Annotated in this window: 20 protein-coding genes; 9 read left to right on the plus strand and 11 right to left on the minus strand. The window is 34.2% G+C overall.

Features of this window, described 5'->3' with window-relative positions; translation table 11 throughout:
• The first annotated feature begins 308 nt into the window (after positions 1-308).
• Entirely contained in the window at positions 309-3,104 is a 2,796-nt protein-coding gene (gene uvrA, locus C8C85_RS02635) for an excinuclease ABC subunit UvrA (RefSeq protein WP_116795688.1), read from the plus strand.
• Between the two features lie 262 nt (positions 3,105-3,366).
• On the opposite strand, the gene C8C85_RS02640 is transcribed toward uvrA, so the two are convergent.
• The 6 genes from C8C85_RS02640 to C8C85_RS02665 form a co-directional block, all read right to left on the minus strand.
• On the minus strand, positions 3,367-3,663 hold the full coding sequence (locus C8C85_RS02640) for a hypothetical protein (RefSeq protein ID WP_116795689.1): 297 nt from the start codon (positions 3,661-3,663) through the stop codon (positions 3,367-3,369).
• Between the two features lie 269 nt (positions 3,664-3,932).
• Positions 3,933-5,618 (minus strand): mechanosensitive ion channel family protein, encoded by a 1,686-nt coding sequence (locus C8C85_RS02645; RefSeq protein ID WP_243412033.1) that lies wholly within the window; start codon positions 5,616-5,618, stop codon positions 3,933-3,935.
• A gap of 136 nt (positions 5,619-5,754) precedes the next feature.
• The gene (locus C8C85_RS02650; protein WP_116795690.1) at positions 5,755-7,224 is read right to left on the minus strand and encodes an oligosaccharide flippase family protein; all 1,470 of its coding nucleotides are present in this window, start codon (positions 7,222-7,224) and stop codon (positions 5,755-5,757) included.
• Between the two features lie 48 nt (positions 7,225-7,272).
• Complete coding sequence (locus tag C8C85_RS02655; protein WP_243412034.1) at positions 7,273-8,571, minus strand: glycosyltransferase family 4 protein; 1,299 nt, start codon at positions 8,569-8,571, stop codon at positions 7,273-7,275.
• Between the two features lie 58 nt (positions 8,572-8,629).
• Positions 8,630-11,044 (minus strand): YfhO family protein, encoded by a 2,415-nt coding sequence (locus tag C8C85_RS02660; RefSeq protein ID WP_116795692.1) that lies wholly within the window; start codon positions 11,042-11,044, stop codon positions 8,630-8,632.
• 201 nt (positions 11,045-11,245) lie between these two features.
• Complete coding sequence (locus tag C8C85_RS02665) at positions 11,246-11,527, minus strand: DUF4834 family protein (RefSeq protein ID WP_116795693.1); 282 nt, start codon at positions 11,525-11,527, stop codon at positions 11,246-11,248.
• Between the two features lie 374 nt (positions 11,528-11,901).
• On the opposite strand from C8C85_RS02665, the gene C8C85_RS02670 reads away from it, so the two are divergent.
• Both C8C85_RS02670 and C8C85_RS02675 read left to right on the plus strand, forming a co-directional pair.
• A complete protein-coding gene (locus tag C8C85_RS02670) occupies positions 11,902-13,833 on the plus strand; it encodes a DEAD/DEAH box helicase (protein ID WP_116795694.1) in 1,932 nt (643 codons plus the stop codon).
• A gap of 203 nt (positions 13,834-14,036) precedes the next feature.
• On the plus strand, positions 14,037-14,804 hold the full coding sequence (locus tag C8C85_RS02675; RefSeq protein ID WP_116795695.1) for a carboxypeptidase-like regulatory domain-containing protein: 768 nt from the start codon (positions 14,037-14,039) through the stop codon (positions 14,802-14,804).
• A gap of 271 nt (positions 14,805-15,075) precedes the next feature.
• Here C8C85_RS02675 and C8C85_RS02680 read toward each other — a convergent pair whose 3' ends face one another.
• Positions 15,076-15,741, minus strand: a complete 666-nt coding sequence (locus C8C85_RS02680; protein WP_116795696.1) for a TrmH family RNA methyltransferase — start codon at positions 15,739-15,741, stop codon at positions 15,076-15,078.
• On the minus strand, positions 15,734-16,369 hold the full coding sequence (locus tag C8C85_RS02685; protein ID WP_116795697.1) for a hypothetical protein: 636 nt from the start codon (positions 16,367-16,369) through the stop codon (positions 15,734-15,736). Before C8C85_RS02685 ends, C8C85_RS02680 begins: the two co-directional genes overlap by 8 nt.
• Before the next feature lie 91 nt (positions 16,370-16,460).
• Here C8C85_RS02685 and C8C85_RS02690 point away from each other — a divergent pair, with 91 nt between their 5' ends.
• Entirely contained in the window at positions 16,461-17,162 is a 702-nt protein-coding gene (locus C8C85_RS02690; RefSeq protein WP_116795698.1) for an SIR2 family NAD-dependent protein deacylase, read from the plus strand.
• Here the strand turns inward: C8C85_RS02690 and C8C85_RS02695 are convergent.
• Positions 17,152-18,114, minus strand: a complete 963-nt coding sequence (locus C8C85_RS02695; RefSeq protein WP_116795699.1) for an ion channel — start codon at positions 18,112-18,114, stop codon at positions 17,152-17,154. The two genes, C8C85_RS02690 and C8C85_RS02695, sit on opposite strands and share 11 nt — an antisense overlap.
• Before the next feature lie 192 nt (positions 18,115-18,306).
• On the opposite strand from C8C85_RS02695, the gene C8C85_RS02700 reads away from it, so the two are divergent.
• The 4 genes from C8C85_RS02700 to C8C85_RS02715 all read left to right on the plus strand — a co-directional run bounded on the left by C8C85_RS02700 (position 18,307) and on the right by C8C85_RS02715 (position 23,227).
• Complete coding sequence (locus C8C85_RS02700) at positions 18,307-20,220, plus strand: SPFH domain-containing protein (RefSeq protein WP_116795700.1); 1,914 nt, start codon at positions 18,307-18,309, stop codon at positions 20,218-20,220.
• A gap of 237 nt (positions 20,221-20,457) precedes the next feature.
• Positions 20,458-21,213, plus strand: coding sequence for a hypothetical protein (locus C8C85_RS02705; RefSeq protein WP_116795701.1), 756 nt, complete (start codon positions 20,458-20,460; stop codon positions 21,211-21,213).
• Positions 21,214-21,373: 160 nt separating this feature from the next.
• On the plus strand, positions 21,374-22,648 hold the full coding sequence (gene pepT / locus C8C85_RS02710) for a peptidase T (RefSeq protein ID WP_116795702.1): 1,275 nt from the start codon (positions 21,374-21,376) through the stop codon (positions 22,646-22,648).
• A 15-nt stretch (positions 22,649-22,663) separates the two neighbouring features.
• The gene (locus C8C85_RS02715) at positions 22,664-23,227 is read left to right on the plus strand and encodes a YdeI/OmpD-associated family protein (RefSeq protein ID WP_116795703.1); all 564 of its coding nucleotides are present in this window, start codon (positions 22,664-22,666) and stop codon (positions 23,225-23,227) included.
• 231 nt (positions 23,228-23,458) lie between these two features.
• Here C8C85_RS02715 and C8C85_RS18355 read toward each other — a convergent pair whose 3' ends face one another.
• Entirely contained in the window at positions 23,459-23,785 is a 327-nt protein-coding gene (locus C8C85_RS18355) for a hypothetical protein (RefSeq protein ID WP_116795704.1), read from the minus strand.
• A 91-nt stretch (positions 23,786-23,876) separates the two neighbouring features.
• On the opposite strand from C8C85_RS18355, the gene C8C85_RS18405 reads away from it, so the two are divergent.
• The gene (locus C8C85_RS18405) at positions 23,877-24,053 is read left to right on the plus strand and encodes a hypothetical protein (RefSeq protein ID WP_165818086.1); all 177 of its coding nucleotides are present in this window, start codon (positions 23,877-23,879) and stop codon (positions 24,051-24,053) included.
• A 79-nt stretch (positions 24,054-24,132) separates the two neighbouring features.
• Here the strand turns inward: C8C85_RS18405 and yajC are convergent, their stop codons facing one another.
• A complete protein-coding gene (gene yajC, locus C8C85_RS02725; protein WP_116795706.1) occupies positions 24,133-24,408 on the minus strand; it encodes a preprotein translocase subunit YajC in 276 nt (91 codons plus the stop codon).
• Between the last annotated feature and the right edge of the window lie 40 nt (positions 24,409-24,448).

Raw genomic sequence — 24,448 nt, forward strand, 5'->3', positions numbered from 1 at the left:
AACATAGAATATAAAAAATATTCTACCAATCTAAAAGGAGCGGAAGATTATACCTACAAGCCCCCAAAGAACTTGCAGGATGGAATACTTTATTTATGCTAAAACATAAAAACTTTAACTCCTGCTTTATCTTTTACTGATAAACTTTACTATAATCAACAATAAATTCTTGCGAAGATTCTTTGTCATCAACATTTGACTGGAAAGTATAAACTAAATTTTCATCTACAAAAAACCAATTTTTGATTATAATTCTTTGAGCATTCTCACATCAAAATTGAGTACTTTTGTGAAAATTCATTTTTAGTATGTCAATTGATATTTCCAAACTCGATCCAAAGAAAAACATCATTATAAAAGGTGCACAGGTACATAATTTAAAGAATGTAGATGTTGCTATCCCCAGAAACAAACTTGTGGTTATCACAGGGCTTTCAGGTTCTGGAAAATCCAGTTTGGCTTTCGATACTTTGTATGCCGAAGGACAACGCCGTTATGTGGAAAGTTTATCATCATATGCCAGACAATTCTTGGGCCGATTGGACAAACCAAAAGTGGAATACATTAAAGGAATTGCGCCCGCTATAGCCATTGAACAAAAGGTAAATACCACCAATGCGCGTTCAACCGTAGGAACTTCAACCGAAATATACGATTACATTAAATTATTATTTGCTCGAATTGGAAGAACCTATTCCCCTATTTCAGGGCAAGAAGTCAAAAAAAACACAGTTACTGATGTAGTTACGGAAGTAAAAAACTTTGAACTGGACAGCAAATGGCTACTCCTCGCGCCTATTCATCTTGAAGAAGGAAGACAATTGGAAGACAAACTAAAAGTCTTATTGCAACAAGGATTTGCTAGGATTTTGGTAAATAATGAAATGGTCCGCTTGGATGATTTCACCCCGGCAGAACAACATACTTTAGACCATAAAGACATTTTACTCATAATTGACAGAATCGTGGTCAAAGATGAAGAAGAGTTTTATAATCGATTATCAGATGCCGTTCAAACAGCCTTTTATGAAGGAAAAGGAATTTGCTATTTGCAGGAATTAAATTCAGATAAAAAATTTACTTTTTCCAATAATTTCGAATTAGATGGTATTACTTTTCTGGAACCCAATGTGCATTTATTCAGTTTCAATAATCCATATGGAGCTTGCCCCGTTTGTGAAGGCTACGGAAATATTATAGGAATTGATGCTGAATTGGTCGTTCCAAACACTTCACTTTCTATTTTTGAAAACGCCATATTTCCTTGGCGAGGAGAAAGCATGGGCTGGTTCCGAGACGAATTGGTAAACAATGCCTATAAATTTGATTTTCCTATACACAAACCTTACTTCCAACTTACAGAAGAACAAAAAGACTTGATTTGGACAGGAAACAAATATTTTCAAGGGCTAAATAGTTTCTTTAAAGAACTAGAAGAGAAAAATTATAAAATTCAAAACAGAGTAATGCTTTCTCGTTACAGAGGTAAAACCAAATGTCATGTCTGCAAAGGGAAACGTTTGAGAATCGAAGCTTCGTATGTAAAAATCAATGGAAAAACTGTATCCGATTTAGTGGATTTACCAATCAAACACTTGGTTGAATTTTTCAAAAATATTGATTTGGATGAATATGAAAAACAAATTGCCCAACGATTATTAATCGAAATCAATAATCGATTGTCTTTTTTAACCGAAGTTGGTTTGAATTATTTGACTCTAAACCGAAATTCATCAACACTTTCCGGAGGGGAATCCCAACGTATTAATTTGGCGACTTCACTGGGCAGCAGCCTTGTCGGATCCATGTACATTCTGGATGAGCCAAGTATAGGTTTACACCCAAAAGACACGGAACGCCTGATTAAAGTTTTATTGTCATTACGCAACCTTGGCAATACCGTAATCGTCGTGGAGCATGATGAAGACATCATGAAAGCCGCGGACATGATTATCGATATAGGTCCAGAAGCAGGAACTTTAGGAGGAAATCTGGTTGCCCAAGGCACTTATGACGAAATACTTAAATCAAGCTCTTTAACCGCAAAATATTTGAACGGAGACCTTGAAATAACAGTACCCAAAAAGCGACGCCCTTTTAAAAATTTCATTGAAATAAAAGGGGCAAGAGAAAACAATTTACAGAATATAGATGTTATTTTTCCACTTGATGTCCTAACAGTAATTACTGGAGTTTCGGGTAGTGGAAAAAGCACGCTTGTCAAAAAAATTCTTTTTCCTGCCATGCAGAAAAAACTGGATAATGCAGGAGAAAAAGCGGGGCAGTTTAGCGAGCTTTCAGGTTCTTTTTCACAGATAAAACACATTGAATACGTTGATCAAAATCCAATTGGTCGAAGTTCTCGTTCCAATCCGGTAACCTACATCAAAGCCTATGACGATATTAGGGAATTGTATGCCAAAGAAAAACTTTCCAAAGTAAGAGGCTATCAAGCCAAGCATTTCTCTTTTAATGTCGATGGTGGAAGATGTGAAACCTGCAAAGGCGAAGGATCAATAAATGTCGAAATGGTTTTCATGGCTGATGTGCAATTACCATGTGAAACCTGCAACGGAAAACGTTTCAAAAAGGAAGTTTTAGAAGTCACTTATGATGGCAAAAACATTCATGACATCTTGACGATGACCATTGATGATTCCATTAATTTCTTTGAAAAAAACAAACAAACAAAAATCACCCAAAAACTGCAACCTTTGCAAGATGTAGGTTTAGGATATGTTCAATTAGGACAATCCTCATCGACACTTTCTGGGGGAGAAGCACAACGTATAAAACTCGCTTCTTTTTTAGTTAAAGGAACTATCAAGGAAAAAGCACTGTTTGTTTTTGATGAACCTACAACAGGATTACATTTTCATGACATTAAAAAGTTAATGGCTTCCTTTGATGCTCTAATCGAAAAAGGGCATTCTATACTTGTAATAGAGCACAATCTTGACTTAATAAAATGTGCTGATTGGGTTATTGACTTAGGTCCTGAAGGAGGCGAAAACGGAGGCTTATTACTCGCTGTAGGTACTCCCGAAGAAATAGTAAAAAACAAAAAATCAATTACAGCAAAATATTTAAAAGAAAAACTATAATGGGTAGCTAACTACTCATACTGTCATACAAAAAAGCCACACACAATTAATAATTTGTGGTGACTTTTTATGCATTATCCCTTTATATATTTATTCCAGAAGAATTGCTCGTTATTTTCAATCAACCCTAAATCTAAAAGCAACTTAATATATTGCCACAGATTTACAGATTTTTTACTAATCCAATTCTATAATTTTCAAAAACGAAGTACGTCCCAATCAATCTGTGGCAATCTATTAGCGATTATAACACAAAAAAGGACTAACCTAAATAACATTTTTCTTCAAAAATCTTACCTTCCTCATCAATTGCAATCAACACTTTCTTGTCCTTGGAAGTAACTTGTGTTAAATACAACCAAGGCAAAGACCACATCCCAAACGTCATACAGCAAACCAAAAAATTGAGGCCATGATTTATTTTTTTGCCTTCTTTATATAAAATGGTAAAAGGCAATTTGTCATTACGCTCTACAACTACAAATCCATTTTGAATCTTATCAGAAATAATTTTCGTAAAGAGATTTAATTTATCTTGATTAACAAAATGATTTTTCATCTTCTGCGTATTAATTTAAACAAGTATTTATCCAAATATTTGTGAATATTGCAAATTTAGGTTACATATAAGAAGCATACAATACCCACTTTTGGTGATATTAAAAAAACGAATTTATAAACAACTAAAATCCAAGTAGTTAAAAACTAATTATTTATAAAACTGCAAAAATACTCGTTGAACTTAATCCTAACAAAAAATAAACATTATTTTACGTACAAAATATTTTTAATAAATAGTATTAAATTAACAAATTTATAATAAAAAAACTACTTATTAACTTTTATATTAAATGAAGAAGGCTTATATCCATTATCCAAATAATTATCTGGAATAGTTGTTCTGTTTCCATCGCGATGCGAATTGTAATGTGGGGACATTATTTCGAGACCTGCCTCATTAAAACAATCCTGTATGTTTTGGTGCAAATTTGAATAAACCAAAGGCTGTTCATTGGGGTGTTTGGTGTAGGCGTTTATTTCATACTCAACATAAAAATCATCTAAACTGGTTTGCAACACAAATGGAGCTGGAACCTTTTCGAGTAAATCGGTTCTCAAAGCAGCCTCAATAAGCGCTTTATGAACATCTTTCCATGAGCTGTCATAACCAATAGTAACTTTCGTGTGAATTAATAATCCATTGCCATTCTCACCAATATTCGCCGAATAATTAATGGAGGAACTTGACAAAACAGTGGCATTGGGAATTGTAATATCTTCGTGTTTTGATGTACGAACGCGGGTTACCAAAGCCGTTTTTTCAACAACCGTACCACTTACATCGCCTATTTTTATAAAATCACCTATTTTAAAAGGGCGCATATACGTAATTACCAATCCCGCTACCATATTGGCAATTGCATTGGAAGACCCCAATGAAAACAAAATACCAACAAATACAGAAACCCCTTGAAATATAGGTGAATTGGACCCTGGCAAATATGGAAAAATAATGACTATCATAAAAGCATAAATCAAGACCTTTATGATGTTAAAAGTAGGTTTTGCCCAATCACTGTAAAAGCCTTCAATTTTAATTTGACCTTTCTGAATCTCATCGACAAAAAACTTAATAGCTTTCAAAAGATAACGGAACAATGTTACTATTACAAGTATGGAAATTAAATTGGGTAAGAAATCAAGAAACCCCATCAGCGCAGCTTTGGCTGGCGAAAAAATCCATTTCAAAAGAGTGCTTGCGTAGGCTTTTGTTTCGGGAAAAACACTAAAAATAGCTGGTAAAGAAATATAAAATGTAAAAATCAAAACGACTATTCTAGCCATCGTCACAATCCTTAAAACGAATTCTAAATGTCTTTGTGGTGAAAAAACATAAGACCCCTTTATTTTTAATCCCGAAAAATACTTATCCTGTCTTTTAATAAGAAAAAGTCGAAGCCATCTAAATAGTTTATTGATGGCAAATACGATTACAATTACCAGCCCAATAAGCAATAATACAAGCCCAATACGCTTTAACAAACTCTCCACCGCATTATTCTCTTTTTGAAAAAGCACGGTCTTTTGTATAATAGCAAGATTTCTTTGTGCCAAAGCAAAATTACTGGTCCCGATTGTTTTCCCGTCAAGATCCGTAACCGACATTACAACAAAATCGCTGTTATAGACAATATCGACACCGAAATCAGATTTACTTAGCCGTAATGAATCTTTCTTAAAAAAAGGATCTTTGTAAAGTAATACTATTCTACTGGTAATGGCATTGGCACGATTCTCGGCATTAAAAGATCCTATTCTATTATAGACAAAAAATAAGGTGTCTCTAAAAGGAGCTATAGGATAACCTTTTAAACTGGGAAGATTTTGATAAAGTATAACACTTCCCGTTTTGCTTTTATCTAAGTTTGAATTACTGCTCTTTTGAGTTTGGGAAAACAACAATATTGAAGACCCAAGAAATAAATACAGTAGCGTAGTTTTAATATTCATCATCGTCTAAAAGTTTTCCATTAATTCATAAAAAAGTATCTAACATTAGAAACTATACTTACAAATATAAAAAAAACTAAGCGACAAAATTTTAAATATATCAAACAGAGAAACTTATGGACTAAATCTCCAATTAAAACTATTTCTCCCTCCTGATTTTTAAAAGAACTTTGTCCAAAGTTTGATTTATTTCTGGCGAAACAACAAACTTATAATTGATAAATACATAGACGATAGTTACTAAAATGGATTTTAATCCAATGGCAATAATTGGATTTATTGGAAACTTCCAAAAATAAAATAATAAAAACACCACAAACGTTATTCCAATAGAATGCAATGTTTGTTTAGTAAACGGATACAAATGCATTCGTTTTACAACAAAAAGCAATTTGGCCAAACTATAACAAGTGATGGATAATAAAGTAGCAAATGCTGAACCAATAATCCCAAATAGTGGAATAAAAATCATGTTTAATACGACTGTCAAAACCACCAATCCAACACCCAAAAACAATACGGCTCTATAATACTTTGAATTAAAAATAATCGCGTTATTATTCCCCAGTATCAAATCAAAATATTTAGACAAACCAATCATGAACACAACCGTAATTCCACCACTGTAATCTTTTGGCACTAATTCATATAACTGATTGATATTAACAAAAATACAAAGCATTACAAAACCACCTACAATCTGCAAGTTGATAGACGTTTTTTTATACAATGCATTCAATTCATCATGTTTATTTTCGTGCATCAATTTTGCGGTAATCGGATAGACAATCTGATGCATGGCACGACTTGGAACAGAAATAACCAAAGCTATATATGTAGCAACCGAATAGTAAGCGATGTTTTCAATCTTCATATATTGGTTTAACATTATTTTGTCTCCATCCAATAATAAATTGGCAACACTACCCGACAAAATAATATAAAAAGTGTAAACCAAAATATCTTTTACATTTTCCGGAATAACAAATTGAAAAACAGGTCTTTTTATGTAAAAAGCATAAAACATGGTAACAATCAATGCTACTAAATATATACCCGCAGTAACATAAACAAACTGCACTACAGTTATCCAATGATAATACACACCTATTAAAGTAATCAATGAAAACAAACGCAAGCCCACTTCCTTTATGAAATTACCAAAAACAGAATGCATATGAACTCTTGCCCATGCATAAAATATCTCGAAATAAGCCATACACAAACCAGTGAATGGAATCAGCAAAATAAATGTTTTAACAACTGGATTTTTCTTTGAAACGAAAGCTAAGATATCATCAAAGAAAAATAAACCTATAATAGCCAATGGGATACACATCAGTAACGGAAATAAAACCGTAAATGATAAAAACTGGGAACGTTCCTTCTCTGTCTGGTATTGTGCATAAAATTTCACCAGTGTATTTTGCATTCCGATTGCAAACAAAGGCATAATCACGTTGGCAGCTGAAAGAATATAATTAGTCAAAGCATAGTAAGTGGCTCCCAGAAAAATTGGATATAAATACAACGTATTAATGGCTCCAATTCCAAAACCAATATAAGTAATTATGGTATTTTTTAATGACTGATTTAATACTATGCCCATTAATAGGAATTTAAAGTTTAAGGTTTAAAAGTTTAAAGTTGGAAAACCTTAAATCTTTGAATTAATTAATTGTACCAAATCTTTGGTCAAATTCTTTCTGGAATATTTTTGCAAACCTACACCATACGATTGTAATTTCCCTTCCAAAAACTGGTTATAATAAGAGACAATCGTGTTTTTTAATTTTTCCTTTTCAGTATACTCAAAAAACACTCCTGTATTTGTTCCTGCTATTATCTCGGCAAAATCAGAATCTTTTGGCCCAATGGCAATAATTGGTCTATTGGAAACCATATATTCAAATAGTTTGCCAGGAATAATACTTTTCGTTTCTTCTGAATTTATTTCGATAAGTAATAAAACCTGAGAATTTCTTTGATGGGCAACTGCTTCAGAATGGGAAACATACCCAAGACTATTCAGATATGAATCCAAATTAAACTGGGAAATCGTATCCAATACTTCCTGACTGACAGCCCCGATTAATTTTAGTTCCAAATGAGACTTAAAATCTGGGATTCCCTGAAGTAATTCAGCCAAAGATTCCCATAATATGGTTGGATTTCTTTCCGAAAGAAAAGAACCGATATGAGCAAGACTAAATTTTGAATCCAAAACACTTTTTGTTACCGACTCTGTATCATAACCATTGGTAATAACTGCAATTGGTTTATTGGTTATTGCTTCAAATTCGGTTTTGGTTGTCTTACTGGTAACAATAATAGTATCAGCTGTATTCAAAACTCGATATTCAAGCGCTTTGTGTTTTCTTTCCGCTCTAGTGGATAACCGCAATGATTTATGATATCCAATAGTTGTCCAAGGATCACGAAAATCGGCAAACCAAGTAACTTTCATTTTTTGCTTTAAAACTAGCCCAATCAAATGCAAACTATGTGGTGGTCCCGAAGTGATTATAGTATCTATATTATTTTCGGCAATGTATTTTTCCAAATAGGAAACCGATGGTTTAACCCAAAAAACTCGTGCGTCCGGAATAAACAAGTTCCCCCGAATCCACAACAAGGTCTTTTCCAGAAAAGTTTGCTTCTTTTGGTTTGGAATAATACCCGAACTAATTTTTTTGGTTTTATTCTTAGAAAAAACAGATGCCAATTGATATGGTTCGAAAATTTTGTGTTTTAAAATTATCGCTTTCTCCGAAACTTCTTTTTCTAAATTAGTATCAACTATTGGATAAGTTGGATTCTCAGGAATATAAACAATTGGCTGAATATCGAAATCAGGCAAATATTTTACAAACTTAAGCCAACGCTGAACACCAGGCCCTCCTGCTGGTGGCCAATAATATGTTATAATGAGGATTTTTTTTAATTCTGGTTTCAATTTTTTCTTTTGTTGATTATAGTAGATATACATCGCAATGCATATCTACAATACTTCTCTACACTTCACTATTTTTCTTTTTCTCAAAGTACAATCCACCAACCAAAAGAAATAACATTCCAATACAACTAACAAGTGTTATTGCACTTCCTGTTTTCACCACTTGGGGTTCAAATTTAAATTCTATAGTATGTTTTCCTCCTGGAACCACTATCGCTCTCAAAGTATAATCAGCTCTCATGATTGATGTCTCTTTGCCATCGATAAAAGCTTTCCAACCTTTTTCATAATACATCTCAGAAAAAACGGCTAAACCTTCTTTGGCATTATTTGAAGTATATTTTAAATCATTTGGCAAGTACGAATCCAAAATTATGGTCGCCGAACTGTCTTTGGCGAAAGCCTTATTTTTGATATTCGAAAATTCATTTTCATTAATAACAGCTACTTCTTTCGAATTGAATTTATCCAAAGCTTTCATCTCTTCGTCTGAATTCTTAACCAAATTTACTTGATTCACAAACCAGGCATTTCCATTGGCGTCTGGGTTGATAATTGGATGTTCCTTGCCTTCTTTATCGTTTTGAATCACATACTTAACATTCAACATATTGAGTATTTCCAAATTATTTTTGGCAATTTGATAATCAAATAATTGTTGCATTCTTTTAGGTCTTACAGCACTATATCCACCAATCGCTTTATGAAAATAAGATGTTCTTGCTTGCATCAATCCCTGTATATCAAATACACGGTAATTTGTTGGATCTTTTAGAATTTCAACATCAGTAGGCGTTTCTTGAAATGGCACTTCTACTTCTCTAGCATTTATAAAATCTTTGTTCGATACATAATTTTTATCCACAAAAAACAAGTCGGAAACCATAAATAAACCAACCAAAATAATGGCAGTTTTTGCGGCAATTCTATTTTTTACAAACAACCATAACGTACCTGCAGCTATCAGAATGAAAAATCCAGAACGCAATAAGTCGGCACTGTATAATGATTTACGATCTGCTTTAAGAGCATCTACAAAACTTGGTCCGTAACTTTCTATTAAATAACTGTCGCTGGCTCCCGTAAAGCTGAATAAACTTTTACACAAAAACAAAACAATAATAAGTCCTAAACAAATAGCTCCTGATTGTAATAATGGTTTTAATTGCTTTTCTTTTTCCAATTTAAAAAAAGATTGCAAGCCCATAATAGCCAAAACAGGAAAACACAATTCCAAAATAACCTGTATAGACGACACCGCCCTAAACTTATTGTACATAGGAATATGGTCGATACAAAAATCCGTCAATGCCGGAAAGTTTTTCCCCCAAGAAAGAATTAAGGTTAAAAAAGCTCCGCCAAGGAATACATATTTAATTTTTCGTTCATCAATAAACAAAGCCAAGATTCCCAAAAAGAAAACCACTGCACCTATATACGCCGGAGCAGATACAATTGGCTGATCGCCCCAGTAGGTTGGCATAGCGGTTACAAAATCGGTAGCCTGTCCTTCTGGCACTCCTTGTGAAATCATAAACTCAAACATACTACTGTCTGTACCTACTTTTTCATTATTGGAACCTCCAAACAATCGAGGGGCGATTAAATTAAAACTTTCGGCAATACCATAACTATATTCAGTAATATAATCACGAGTCATAGCTCCATCAGTACTACTTTTAGAACCATCAGGATTGAAACTTAAGTCGCTTTTTCCACGGATACTAAAGTTAGCATACTCCGCTGTTGCCAATAAATTAGTTGCATTGGCTCCAATAGCAATAATTCCTGCACCAATAAGTGTTCCTATCGAATACAATAAAGATTTATATTCTTTTGATTTTATTCCCTCATAAATAAAATACCCAGAAAGAATCAACAACAATATCAATAAATAAAAGGTCATTTGAAAGTGATTCGCATTAACTTCTAATGCCACTGCAAACATAGTTAGCAACCCGCCCAAAATATATTTTCGTTGAAAAACCATTACAAAACCGGCCACAACCATTGGCATATAAGCAATAGCGTGCGCTTTGGCATTATGTCCAACTCCTAGTATAATAATCAAATAGGTAGAAAAACCAAAAGCCAACGCACCAAAAAAGGCTTTAAGCGGATCTGCTTTTAGTACCAACATCAAAACGTAAAAACTAAGAAAATATAGGAATAGATAATCCGCAGGTCTTGGTAAAAAACGCAATACATCATCTATAGCACCTACATAATCGTGAGGATATTTGGCTCCCAATTGATACGTTGGCATTCCCCCAAATGCAGAATTTGTCCAATATGGTTCTTCATGATGTGTGGCCCTAAAATCGTTTTGTTCTTTGGCCATCCCCGTGTATTGAGCAATATCCGATTGAAAAATTTGTTTTCCCTGCAAAACAGGGAAGAAATAAAGTGTAGAAACTATAACAAAACCAAGTATGGCTAATGCGTGCGGAAAGAACTTTTGAAGTTGCTTCATTATATAGAAATAGATTTTAGATTGAGGATTAACGATTTTTGATTTCTGATTTTAGTTTCGAATTTTCGAGAGAGATTTTAGATTAACAATATTAAGGATAAATGATCAATGATTTTAGATTACTCAATAATAACTAAATGCATTCTTTAGGAGGTTCAACACATCTAAAATCAAAAATCGTTAATCGAAAATCAAAAATCACTAATCAATCTCTTCATAATCGACATAATCCCCAACTTTTTTAGTTTCACGAGGATTTTTACTATTGGCAGTATCGATTATAATTTCATCATTATTGGTTGTTTTCTTCCAAGTTGTTTGTTGGGCGCGCTGTTGCTGTTCTTGAAAATTTTGTCCAGCTTTTTCCACTACCTTTTTTACTACTATAGGTAAAAATAACTTGGCCAAAAATTTAAAAATATAATAGAAAGCTATCATATAGAATACCATTTCTATAAAACCCGAAAAAGAGGCTGTTTGCATAATCAAATAATTTTTGGCAAAATTAATAAATCAATATTGAAACTTCGGAGCAATTTGAAAATATCATTCTTAAATAAATGATAAAAAAACGAGGAAACTCTTCAAAAAACGAGGAAAAAACATTTCCAACGTCCAAAATTCATTTTGCTTTTAAATTCTATACAACTTAAAAACAGTTTTTAAGTTCTTTTTTTAACAAAAACTATTGAATCGTGACATAATTTCACAGTGAAAAATCTATTTTAAAATCCAAAAAGTAATTTAAAAAGTATAATAATCTGATTATCAAAAGCTAATAAAAACCTAATTCTTAAAATAGCATTAGTTTTTATGGATTATAAACAGTAATTTTGCACCCTATTTTAAAAATACATATGAATAAATTTGAACAATTAGGATTGAGTGAATCGTTACTGAAGGCGATTTTAGATCTAGGATTTGAGAATCCGACCGAAGTACAGGAGAAAGCGATTCCCCTATTATTGGAAAAAGACACAGATTTAGTTGCGTTGGCTCAGACAGGGACAGGGAAAACGGCAGCATTTGGTTTTCCAGTTATTCAGAAAATTGATGCCAACAATAGAAATACACAAGCATTGATTTTATCTCCAACACGTGAATTGTGTTTGCAGATTACCAACGAACTTAAAAACTACTCTAAATACGAAAAAGGTATTAATGTGGTAGCAGTTTACGGTGGGGCTAGCATTACAGAACAAGCGAGAGACATTAAAAGAGGCGCACAAATTATAGTAGCGACTCCGGGTAGAATGCAAGATATGATTAACAGAGGATTGGTAAACATCTCTCAAATTAACTATTGCATCCTTGACGAAGCAGACGAAATGTTGAACATGGGTTTCTACGAAGATATCGTAAACATCCTTTCTACTACGCCTGACGAAAAAAGCACATGGTTGTTTTCTGCAACTATGCCTGCTGAAGTGGCCAGAATTGGAAAACAATTCATGACTGATCCTATTGAAATTACAGTAGGTACTAAAAACTCTGGTTCAGCTACCGTATCACACGAATTTTACTTAGTAAATGCTCGTGACCGTTACGAAGCTTTGAAACGTTTAGCTGATGCTAATCCAGACATTTTTTCTGTAGTTTTCTGTAGAACTAAACGTGACACACAAGCGGTTGCCGAAAAATTAATCGAAGACGGATACAGCGCTGCTGCATTGCACGGAGATTTATCTCAAGCACAACGTGATGGTGTAATGAAATCTTTTAGAGGAAGACAAATCCAAATGCTTGTGGCTACTGACGTTGCAGCACGTGGAATTGACGTTGATAATATTACTCACGTAGTAAATTACCAACTTCCTGACGAAATCGAAACTTACAATCACCGTTCAGGCCGTACTGGTCGTGCTGGTAAATTAGGAACTTCTATCGTAATCGTTACAAAAAGCGAATTGCGTAAAATTTCTTCTATCGAAAGAATCATCAAACAAAAATTCGAAGAAAAAACAATCCCTTCTGGAATTGAAATCTGCGAAATCCAATTATTACACTTAGCAACTAAGATTAAGGACACTGAAGTTGATCACGAAATTGACAACTATCTTCCTGCTATCAATAATGTACTTGAAGATTTATCAAAAGAAGAATTAATCAAGAAAATGGTATCGGTAGAATTTAATCGTTTTATCAATTACTACAAGAAAAACAGAGATATCTCTAATCAATCTTCAGGTTCAGAAAGACGTGAGCGTGACGATAGAGACGGAGCTCCGAGAGAAAACAACAACGGTGGTGCTACAAGATACTTTGTAAACATCGGTTCTAGAGACAATTTCGATTGGATGTCATTAAAAGACTACTTGAAAGAAACATTAGACTTAGGTCGTGACGATGTATTCAAAGTAGATGTAAAAGAAGGTTTCTCTTTCTTCAACACAGATCCAGAGCACACAGATAAAGTAATGGAAATATTGAACAACGTACAATTAGAAGGACGTCGTATCAATGTTGAAATCTCTAAAAATGACGGCGGTGGAAGACGCGACCACAATGGAAGAAGTTCTGGTGGCGGATTTGGTGCCGGAAGAAGTTCTGCCCCAAGAAGAGAAGGAAGTTTTGCTCCAAGAAGAGAAGGGTCAGGCGGATTTAGAAGCGACAGAGGTTCTGCTCCTAAAGAAGGTGGTTTCAGATCTGAAAGAAGTTCAGCTGCTCCAAGAAGAGAAGGTGGTTTTTCATCTGACAGAGCTTCGAGAGAAGGTTCATCAGAAAGAGCACCAAGACGTTCTGAAAGCTTTGGTGATTCTTCAAGACCAAGAAGACCAAGAAGAGACTAACACAATTAGCAATTCAAATATAAATCTCCCGAACATTCGGGAGATTTTTTTTTATAATACATCATCAGTAGGCAAAAACTCATCAACCAAAACAGACTGATTTAGCTCAACAATATTGTCACTTTGTTAATTTTCTTATAATTATAATGGAACAACAAAATATTTAATCCCGTTTTACTACTTTTAAACTTTTAAACCAGTTTATGAAATATTTTGTACTTTTTTTATTTTTAGTTACCTCCATAAGTTCAGTTGCCCAAATCACTGAAGCCCCCACAAAAATCTCTGGTACCATTATCAGCGACAACACCGGTACCCCATTAGCTGGTGTAAACATCATCAACATCAATCAGGTTACAGGAACCACTACAGACAACAAAGGTTATTTTGAATTGGCTGTTACCCAAAGTGACACCCTTCACATAACTCTTCTTGGTTACGAATCATTACGTGTCCGCGTTACCAATGACTGGGTCAAAAACAAAAAAACTACCATCCAACTTACCCAAAAAGCAATTCCGCTACACGAAGTTGTGATAAGCCCATATTACCTAACTGGTTACCTAGAAATCGATTCCAAATTAATCCCTATAAAAGAGGACTACCGTTACAGCATTTCAGGCTTAGGTCAAGGTTACGAAGCAGGACAATACGCACCCGAGGCATTCGGAAAAGTATTGGGTTCCATATTCAACCCCGCAGATATGCTTTACAATTTCTTTGGCAAAAAGCCACAGCAGCTCAAAAAACTTAGAGAGATGCGAAAGGATGACACCGTAAGAAACCTTATGGAAACAAGATACGACAGAGAAACCATTTCATTATTATTGGGTGTTTCTCAAGATGAAATTGCTGATATATTAACCCGTTGTAGTTACTCCGAAGCTTTTATCAAATCCGCAAATGACCTTCAAATCATGGATGCCATAAGCGGTTGCTACGAACAGTACAAAATCTTGAAGAAAAAATAATTAGCAATACGCAAATTTTTGATTAAATAATATTTGGGCGTGCCACCACAAAGGAAAGGGACCAACTCATCGCAAAACGGTGATTTGGTCCCTTTCCTTTATGCTGTCGGGCTATCCGTGCTACTTCGGTAGCTTACTTCTATCCCTCACGCAAAACATTTCAATTTTAATGACAATTTTAATGGCAATAGCAATAAAAGAATAAGAAATATTTATAAATAACAACAGTCTTCTAAATTTTGAAATTGAAATTTCCTATTGCTATTGAAATTTATTTCTGAGGATTCTCCTCAAAATACCTCGCTTGAATCCTCTTGATATCTTTAATTGACTTCTTGGCCCAATCCAATCTCTTCTCCAAAATCTCTTCTTCAGTCAATTCCCAAACAACATCGGAATTACGTAAACGATTAGTCAGATTCTGAATAATAATCGCCGCCGAAACTGAAATGTTCAAACTCTCTGTAAACCCCACCATCGGAATTTTAAGGAAACCATCCGCTTTCTGAAGAATCTCTTCCGACAATCCATCTCTTTCGGTACCAAAAAACAACGCACTGCGTTTGGAAATATCAAAATCCTCCAGTAAACAATCATTTTCGTGCGGTGTAGTAGCAATGATTTGATATCCTTTATCTTTCAAAGTGTCGATACAATTCGTAACACTGTCATAAGTAGAAATATCGACCCATTTTTGGGCACCCATCGCGATTTCCTTATCGATTCGTTTACCATAACGTTCTTCAATAACATGTAATTCCTGAATACCAAAAACCTCACAACTGCGCATTACTGCACTCGCATTATGCATTTGAAAAACATCTTCGACAGCAATTGTAAAATGTTTTGTTCTGTCTTTCAAAACTTTCAAAAATTTTTCTTTCCTGTTGTCTGTTATAATATCTTCAAGAAAATTAAGGTAATCCAAATCAATCATTATTTATTTTTTTATTGCTAAGTATATTTTTAATAACATTATAAAGCACAAACGTATTCCAATCTTCCTTATACGAATAACCCCTATTAATATTTCTTGGGTTTTCATTAGAATATATAGAAAAATACGAATTGTATAATCTAAATCTCAAATCTTCCCAAAGAATCTGTACTTTTTCTTGCTTTACAAGTTTTGAAACCGAAACTATAATTCCCTCAGGATTGATGACAACATCACCAATATAAAAAGATTCACCTGCTTTGAATTCTTTCAAAAAATCATTCACTTGCTGTCTAAAATATAAATTCCAAAGTGAATCGATTATACTCTCATAAAGACTATGATATTCTTTCTTCTTAATTCCAAAATAAGTATTAAACTTAATTTTTAAAATTTCATTTCTATAATTTCTAATATAAAATTGATATTCTCTTCCAAAAACAAAATAATACTTATACCAACTAATTCCACAGCGAAAATCCTTTATTTCAGAGGTTTTAAAAGAAGTAAAACTATTATTTACTAAATCCTTATCTTCAAATTGAATAAATTTTGGATGAAGATGTAAAGGCCTTTCATAATTATCCAAAAAACTTCTTTTAATTTTTACTTTTAGTTCTGTTTCCAATTTTTAGTCATTTAATATCCGCTAAAATAAGTATTTCATTTGAAAATCTAACCATTTGAGTATCTTTGAATAGAGTAATTATTAATACATTATGATGAATAATAAAAAGAAATTAGTGGTTCTTACCGGAGCCGGAATTAGCGCCGAAAGCGGTATCAAAACATTTCGCGATAGTGATGGATTATGGGAAGGTCATAATGTAATGGATGTTGCCACTCCCCAAGGCTGGCACAAAAACCCAGCATTGGTACTTGATTTTTATAACCAAAGACGTCAACAATTAAAAGAAGTACAGCCCAATTTAGGCCATCATATTTTGGCCGAATTGGAAAATGATTTTGACGTTTACATCATCACCCAAAATGTGGATGATTTACACGAACGTGCCGGAAGTACAAACATCATCCATTTACATGGGCAATTATTAAAAGTTCGAAGTTCCAGAAACGAAAACTACATCTTAGATTGGCATGACGATTTAAATTTTGGAGATGTTGACCAACAGGGAAATCAACTTCGTCCCCATATTGTTTGGTTTGGTGAACAAGTTCCTGCTTTAGAAGAAGCCATCACAATAACAGAACAAGCCGATTACTTTGCAGTAATTGGCACCTCATTACAGGTTTATCCAGCAGCAGGCTTAATTAATTTTACTCCAAAAAAAACTCCAATTTATTATATCGATCCAAAACCCATAAAAATTCCTAATCTTAGAAATTCCCTTGAAGTAATTCCGAATATCGCTTCGGAAGGAGTGCGTATTTTACAAGAAAAACTACAAACTAATCTATAACTACTATATCAAAGTCACTTAACAAACCTAAGTCCAAGACAGTACTTTGATGATTTTCACTTTGGGAATACATCGCCTTAAATTTGGCTCCATAAATGACTTCATCAAAAGTATAAGAAGTCCGAGTCGCCACCGTTGTGCTGAACATATCATCAAATGTTTTGATAATCACAATAATTTCACCCGAAATCGATTCATAATCCGAAGCTCTCAATCCATATAAAGGGCTTTCACTGGTTATTGGGTGAACCAATGTCCAGCTCAGTGCCAGCGAATTTATTTTTTGATATTCCAAATCCAAAGTGTAAAATTTATTCGTCATCACTCCATTCTCCTCGATTCGCATTCCAAGTGTCACATTAACTTCTGCATCAATATAATTGGTGTTTTTATAAGGAGCGAGCCTAAACATTAATGCTTTTCCATCATTAAAAGGCGCAATGATTGCATGGTGGGAAAATTTCAAAAAAATGGAAGGTTTGCTGAATCTTCCAAAAAATAAACCTGTGGCAATAGCAAAACTCAACAACCCCATCAAAGCTTCGGCAGAAGATAAGGCACTCGTGTAAAAACCAGTTGGACTAATATGTCCATACCCCACAGTGGTAAAAGTTTGTGCGCTAAAAAAATAAGCCTGCCCAAATTGCACCCACACATCATCGTTCGTTTGAATCCCGTTGAGATGCTCAATTCCGATTCCAAAATACAGCAACGCAAATACAAAATTGATTGTAATATAGAACAACAAAAGAATCGAAAGGAATTTCCAGGAAGACATATCCAGCATGGTATGGTACCAACTGATTCTGTCCAAAAATCCAACACCTTTTTTAACTGCATTTGCAGAGCCATCCTTATTAATAAAACGACCTCCATAACTGGATGCGCTGGAGCCAAACCCCGTATTGACTAGAGATTTTGCTTTCAAATTCAATCGATTAAATAATGCCATATATCTATTCCTTATTAACTGCAAATTAGACAATAAATTCTACTTAACAATAATATAATTCATATCTGATTTCTATAAAAAACTAAAGAAATGCATTCAAAATTTAATGCTCAAAAAGTTGGAAAATAATTTCAAACAAGAATCAGATTACAAGAAAAATAAATTATGTTTGTAATCTAAACCTTAACCGATATGTCATTTTTTCTTACCTACTGGTGGATATTCTTAATTGTATTATCCTTTCTTTTTTACAAATTTGTTTTACGTGTTTTCTTCGGAATGGTTATCGTTCCAGAAAACAAAATCGGCTTAGTCACCAAAAAATTCGTGCTTTTTGGCGCTGATAAATCATTGCCTGACGGCAGAATTATCGCAACCAAAGGAGAAGCGGGTTATCAAGCCAAAACACTTGCTCCAGGATTGTATTGGGCGATGTGGCCATGGCAATTTTCGATAGACATGGCCTCGTTCACTATTATCCCAGAAGGAAATATCGGTTTGCTATTGAGTAAAGATGGTGCCGAAATTCCAACAGGGCGCATTCTTGCCCAAAAAGTAAACTCTGATAATTTCCAAGATGCTACAATGTTTCTTGACAATGGCGGGCAAAAAGGAAGACAATCTGCCTTTGTCACTACAGGATCTTATCGTATCAACACTCATTTATTCGAAGTAGTCATTTCTCCCCAAGTGGTCATTTCGGAAAACATGGTCGGAATTGTTACAGCCATGGATGGAGAGCCAATCCCTATTGGACAAATAGCTGGTAAATTTGTAGATGGCCACAATAACTTTCAGGATTTTGATCAATTCTTAAAAAATGGAGGAAATAGAGGTTTGCAACCACAAGTTATGCTTGCCGGTTCCTATTATATCAACTCATGGGCTGTTCAAATTGAACAAACCCCTATGACCGATGTCCCTATTGGATATGTTGGCGTTGTAATCTCTTATATTGGTGAAGATGGACAAGATGTTACTGGCGACACTTTCAAACACGGAAATATCGTTTCAAAAGGACAACGCGGTGTTTGGATGGAACCTTTTGGACCTGGGAAATATGCTCTTAACAAATATACAACCAAATTAGAACCAGTACCAACCACAAACTTGGTATTGAACTGGGCTGATGCCAGAAGTGAATCTCACAACTTAGATCAAAATCTTTCTACCATTACGGTTCGCTCCAAAGATGGTTTTCCCTTTAACCTTGATGTATCGCAAATCATTCACGTACCGGCGAACGAAGCACCAAAAGTTATTGCTCGTTTTGGAAGCATGAATAACTTGGTTTCTCAAGTATTGGAACCTACCATTGGAAATTACTTCAGAAACTCTGCTCAGGAAAGCGACGTGATTTCATTCCTTTCCACCAGAAAAGAACGTCAAGAATCGGCTAAAAACCATATCAAAGTAGTTTTAGACGAATACAATGTTAATGCTGTTGACACCTTAATTGGAGATATTGTTCCTCCAGAATCATTGATGAAAACATTGACTGATAGAAAAATTGCCGAAGAAGAGCAAAAAACCTACCAGACTCAAAAAATGGCGCAGGAACAACGCCAAGGAATGGAAAAGGAAACTGCTATTGCCGATATGCAAAAAGAAATTGTAAAAGCTTCACAAAGTGTAGAAATTGCTCAACGAACTGCCGATGCAACCGTTAAAAAGGCTGAAGGAGATGCCACGAGTTTAAAACTTAATGTAAATGCTGAAGCCGAGGCAACTAAAATGCGTGCTAATGCAGAAGCAGAAGCTACAAAAGCAAGAGCAGGTGCCCAAGCAGAAGCAACAAAACTTACCGCTAGTGCTGAAGCCGAAAGAATCTCCAAAACAGGTCTTGCAGAAGCCGAAAAAATTATGGCTATTGGTAAATCCACTGCCGAAGCATATCAACTTCAAGTTTCAGCAATGGGCGGTGATAACTTTACAAAATACAAAATCACCGAAGAAATTGGTAAAGGAAAAATAAAGGTCATCCCTGATGTTCTGATTTCCGGTAACAACGGCACTGATGGATCCATGAGTGGGTTATTAGGGCTAAAATTAATGGAAATGATGGATTCTGGTAAAAATAAAGAAACCACAAAAAAAGGGGAATAAATCTAAATTCATATTCTTAAAAAAATCTGCCGTAACTGGCAGATTTTTTTTGTTTAAAAAGCACTTGTTTTATTAACAATCATTTTTAAATTTTCTAAATAAGACACTCGAAATTAATAAAAACACCTTTTAACAAAAAATAAAAATATTTTTTACCTAAAAAGTTAAAAAAATGAAAAAAAAGTTATATTTGTCTTTCCTAAACTAATCCAAAATTTAACCAAACACCACAAAATCATGAATTTAAAATTACCATTGATCATTGTTCTTCTAACATTTTCCCAAAGTTTTTTTGCACAAGAATCCAAAAATGAAGCTGTAGGTACAGAAAGTTCCGCTACAATTACCGCTAAGACAGAAGCTGCCCCAATTGATTTTAAAAAACAAATGCAAGATTTAAAAGATCAGGAAAAAGCATATTTAGCAAAAGTTGAAGCAGAAAAAAAAGCAGCAGCCGAAGCCAAAGTAGCTGCAGAAAAAGCAGCTAAAGCAAAAGCTGAAGCAGATAAAAAAGCAGCCGAAGAAGCAAAAATAGCCGCAGCCAAAGAAGAAGCGATTGCCGCAAAAGCCAAAGCTGAAGCTGATAAAAAATCTACAGCTGAGGCCAAAGAAGCAGCAAAAATAGCAGCTATCGAAGCTAAAGCAAAAGCCGAAGCGGATGCAAAAGCAGCCAAAGAAGAAGCTATTGCCGCTAAAGCAAAAGCTGAAGCTGATGCAAAAGCAGCCAAGGAAGCAGAAAAATTATCAAATGAAAAAATAGCTGCCTACCAAAAAGAAGCAGAAAAAGCTAAAGAAGCTCAAGAAAAGCTATATAAAGATGTTGAAAAGCTGAAAAAAGAAAAAGAAGAAGCTGATCAAAAATTAGCAGAGTCTGCAAAATTAGCATTGCAAAAATCAACCCTATTGGAAGAACAAATGGCAAAAGCTGAAGCTGAAGCTGCAAAAAAAGTAGCCGCCGATGCGAAAATAGCAGCAGAAAAAGCATCAAAATAAAACTAACCCCTCAAACCAAACCAAACCTAACTTATAACCAATTTTAAATGAAAATCCGTTTTGCAACGGATTTTTTTTATTTAAGCACATCACAACAAGACCATTCAAAACCAACAATCACTTTTTTAAAAATGTTTATCTTTGTTCAAAAACAAATACCATGCAAAATATTATTGATCGCTTTGTAAGTTATGTAACTATAGACACCGAGTCAGACGCAAGTTCAAACACCACACCCAGTACAGCTAAACAATGGGATTTAGCCAATAAATTGGTTGAAGAATTAAAGACCATCGGACTACAAGATGTCACCATTGATGACAAAGCCTACATCATGGCAACACTACCTAGCAATGTAGATCATGAAGTTCCTACAATTGGATTCATTTCGCATTTTGATACTACCCCTGATTTCACTGGCGCCAATGTAAAACCACAAATTGTTCCCAATTATGACGGTAAAGACATTGTGTTGAATGCTGAACAAAATATCATCCTCTCCCCTTTCTATTTCAAAGATTTGTTACAATATAAAGGGCAAACACTAATCACCACAGACGGAACAACGCTTCTCGGTGCCGATGACAAAGCTGGAATTACCGAAATTGTAACCGCTATGGAATTCCTGATTAATAATCCTGAAATTAAACACGGAAAAATCAGAATTGCATTTACACCCGATGAAGAAATAGGCCGCGGTGCTCATCATTTTGATGTTCAAAAATTTGCAGCAGAATGGGCCTATACGATGGACGGAAGCCAAGTAGGTGAATTGGAATATGAAAATTTCAATGCTGCGGGAGCAAAAATTATTTTCAAAGGAAAAAGTGTTCACCCTGGCTATGCCAAAGGAAAAATGATCAATTCCATGCTTATTGCCAATGAATTTATCAACGAATTGCCGAAAGGCGAAACTCCTCAGGAAACTAGAGGCTATGAAGGTTTTTTCCATGTGCACCATTTATCGGGAAGCATCGAAGAAACGGTATTGGAATTAATTATTCGTGATCATAACAAATTTAAATTTGAAAAACGCAAAGACTTAATTACCAAAATCACTAAAAAATTCAACAGGAGATTTGCCAAACAATTTAGAGAAGACATCGTAATTGCAGAAATTAAAGATCAATATTACAATATGAAAGAAAAGGTCCTTCCTGTCAAACATATTGTCTTTATTGCCGAAAAAGCGATGAGAGAACTTGGTATAAAACCGCTTATAAAACCTATTAGAGGAGGAACTGACGGATGCCAATTGTCCTATAAAGGATTGCCTTGTCCAAATATCTTTGCAGGTGGTCATAATTTTCACGGAAAATACGAATATGTTCCAGTAGAAAGCATGCAAAAGGCAGTAAACGTAATTGTAAGAATTGCCGAATTGACCGCCAAAGGTGACTACCTAAAGAAAGAAACCGTATCCAAAAAACGTTAAAACCTTTCTTTTTCTATGACTCAAAACGATCAATGGGAAAGTGAATTAGAGCTTTTAAAAACAATTATAGCCAAAACCGAATTGGTTGAAACCAACAAATGGGGTGGTTGCGTATTCGTTTACAACAATAAAAACGTAATTGGAGTCGGAGGATTCAAAAAATTTTTTACGCTTTGGTTTTTCAATGGTGTATTTCTAAAAGATGAAAAGAAACATTTGATCAATGCCAATGAAGGAGTTACCAAATCATTGAGACAATGGCGTTTTACATCCAAAGAGGAAATTAATGAAAAAGAAATTTTGGCCTACATTCAAGAAGCTATAGAGAATGAAAAACAGGAAAAAATAATTAAACCTGAAAAAACAAAAAGTGAAATTGCAATTCCAACACTATTGCAAAATGAATTGGATTCTGACAGCGTTTTAAAAGAAGCTTTCCTGAAATTCAGCCCTTATAAGCAAAAGGAATTTATTGAATATATCGAAACGGCAAAACGCGAAGAAACCAGACTTTCGAGAATCGAAAAGATAAAACCAATGATTTTAGACAATATTGGTTTGAATGATAAATACAGGTAGCTCAGAAAAAATTAAAATTCTAATAAAAATCTCAAATTCCGATCGCAAAGGAATTTGGGATTTTTTTATTTAAAGCTATAAATTTTTCACATCTAACTATTTAAAAATCAGTAAAAACTTAACATTAGCACATTCAATTATTCATTATATTTGTTAATACAAAAGTAACAATTCAATAACATTGAAGATTTAAGAGAATAGCCCATCTGTTTTTCAATGTCTAAAAAAAAATCACATACTAATACACACCATTATGATAGAAAAAAAAGACGAAAAAGTAATTCCAGAAAAAGCAGTTAGTCCTGATACGTCAAAAGAGGAAAAACCAGAAATTAGTAAACCTGTCGTTGCAAAGCCGAGAGCAACAAGATCAACAGTTCCCAGAGCGACAACCACAAAGCCTGCAACTGCAAAAACAGTTGCACCTAAGACAGTAACAACTGTTGCAAGTGCCACAGCAAAACCAAAAGTTGTAAAATCAACTGCTACACGAACCACAACAAGATCCAGCAAAGCCAAAGTTACCGCCCCTGCAACTGGAATTGTAAAAAGTGACATTAAAGTCCCTGCTACTGTAAAGACTACAACAGTAAAAACAGCTGTAATACCTCAAGAGGAAGAAAAAAAGAAAAAGAAAAAAAAATCAAAAATGAAGGAAAAAGAAAAAGAGAAAGCAAAAAAAGCCAAGGCTAAAGAAAAAGCAAAGAAAAAAGCGAAAAAAGCTAAGAAAGCAAAAAAAGAGAAAGCAAAAAAAGCTAAGCAAAAAACTAAAATAAAAGAGAAAAAAGCTAAAGCTAAAAAAGCCAAAAAGAACAAAAAAAAATAATACCCGTTTACAAATAAAAAAATCCCAAATTCCAATTAAAAAATCGGAATTTGGGATTTTAAATTTTATAGTTTCTTGACTATGCTTTTTTGTTCAAAGTCGCAGTCAATTCCAAAGAAATTGAAGAACGCTCCATTTTCAATTTTCCTGCCATTGTTTCAAGAATTACAGTAGAATCGGTAAGTTCTGCAATCTTTCCGTGGATACCGCTTTTGGTAATTATCTTATCTCCTACTTTTAGGTCTCTTTCAAATTCTTTTTCGTTTTTAGCACGTTTTTGTTGCGGTCTGATCATAAAGAAATAAATAACCACAAACATTAATAGAAATGGTAAAAACTGTTGTAATTGTCCCATAATTTAAAATTTAGTTTTTGTTAATTGTTTTTATTTTATT

Origin of the sequence: Flavobacterium sp. 103 (genome assembly GCF_003096795.1) — a bacterium.
Classification (GTDB): domain Bacteria; phylum Bacteroidota; class Bacteroidia; order Flavobacteriales; family Flavobacteriaceae; genus Flavobacterium.

Bases quoted from the DNA above. Each gene is read 5' to 3' on its own strand.
- C8C85_RS18405 (WP_165818086.1), top strand. From the start codon at position 23,877: ATGAAGGAAAAAGAAAAAGAGAAAGCAAAAAAAGCCAAGGCTAAAGAA.
- pepT (WP_116795702.1), top strand. From the start codon at position 21,374: ATGCAAAATATTATTGATCGCTTTGTAAGTTATGTAACTATAGACACC.
- C8C85_RS02690 (WP_116795698.1), top strand. From the start codon at position 16,461: ATGATGAATAATAAAAAGAAATTAGTGGTTCTTACCGGAGCCGGAATT.
- C8C85_RS02670 (WP_116795694.1), top strand. From the start codon at position 11,902: ATGAATAAATTTGAACAATTAGGATTGAGTGAATCGTTACTGAAGGCG.
- C8C85_RS02660 (WP_116795692.1), bottom strand. From the start codon at position 11,044: ATGAAGCAACTTCAAAAGTTCTTTCCGCACGCATTAGCCATACTTGGT.
- C8C85_RS02695 (WP_116795699.1), bottom strand. From the start codon at position 18,114: ATGGCATTATTTAATCGATTGAATTTGAAAGCAAAATCTCTAGTCAAT.
- C8C85_RS02705 (WP_116795701.1), top strand. From the start codon at position 20,458: ATGAATTTAAAATTACCATTGATCATTGTTCTTCTAACATTTTCCCAA.
- C8C85_RS02675 (WP_116795695.1), top strand. From the start codon at position 14,037: ATGAAATATTTTGTACTTTTTTTATTTTTAGTTACCTCCATAAGTTCA.
- C8C85_RS02700 (WP_116795700.1), top strand. From the start codon at position 18,307: ATGTCATTTTTTCTTACCTACTGGTGGATATTCTTAATTGTATTATCC.
- C8C85_RS02715 (WP_116795703.1), top strand. From the start codon at position 22,664: ATGACTCAAAACGATCAATGGGAAAGTGAATTAGAGCTTTTAAAAACA.
- C8C85_RS02640 (WP_116795689.1), bottom strand. From the start codon at position 3,663: ATGAAAAATCATTTTGTTAATCAAGATAAATTAAATCTCTTTACGAAA.
- uvrA (WP_116795688.1), top strand. From the start codon at position 309: ATGTCAATTGATATTTCCAAACTCGATCCAAAGAAAAACATCATTATA.
- yajC (WP_116795706.1), bottom strand. From the start codon at position 24,408: ATGGGACAATTACAACAGTTTTTACCATTTCTATTAATGTTTGTGGTT.
- C8C85_RS02650 (WP_116795690.1), bottom strand. From the start codon at position 7,224: ATGGGCATAGTATTAAATCAGTCATTAAAAAATACCATAATTACTTAT.
- C8C85_RS18355 (WP_116795704.1), bottom strand. From the start codon at position 23,785: ATGTCACTTTTTACAATTCCAGTTGCAGGGGCGGTAACTTTGGCTTTG.
- C8C85_RS02645 (WP_243412033.1), bottom strand. From the start codon at position 5,618: ATGATGAATATTAAAACTACGCTACTGTATTTATTTCTTGGGTCTTCA.
- C8C85_RS02665 (WP_116795693.1), bottom strand. From the start codon at position 11,527: ATGCAAACAGCCTCTTTTTCGGGTTTTATAGAAATGGTATTCTATATG.
- C8C85_RS02680 (WP_116795696.1), bottom strand. From the start codon at position 15,741: ATGATTGATTTGGATTACCTTAATTTTCTTGAAGATATTATAACAGAC.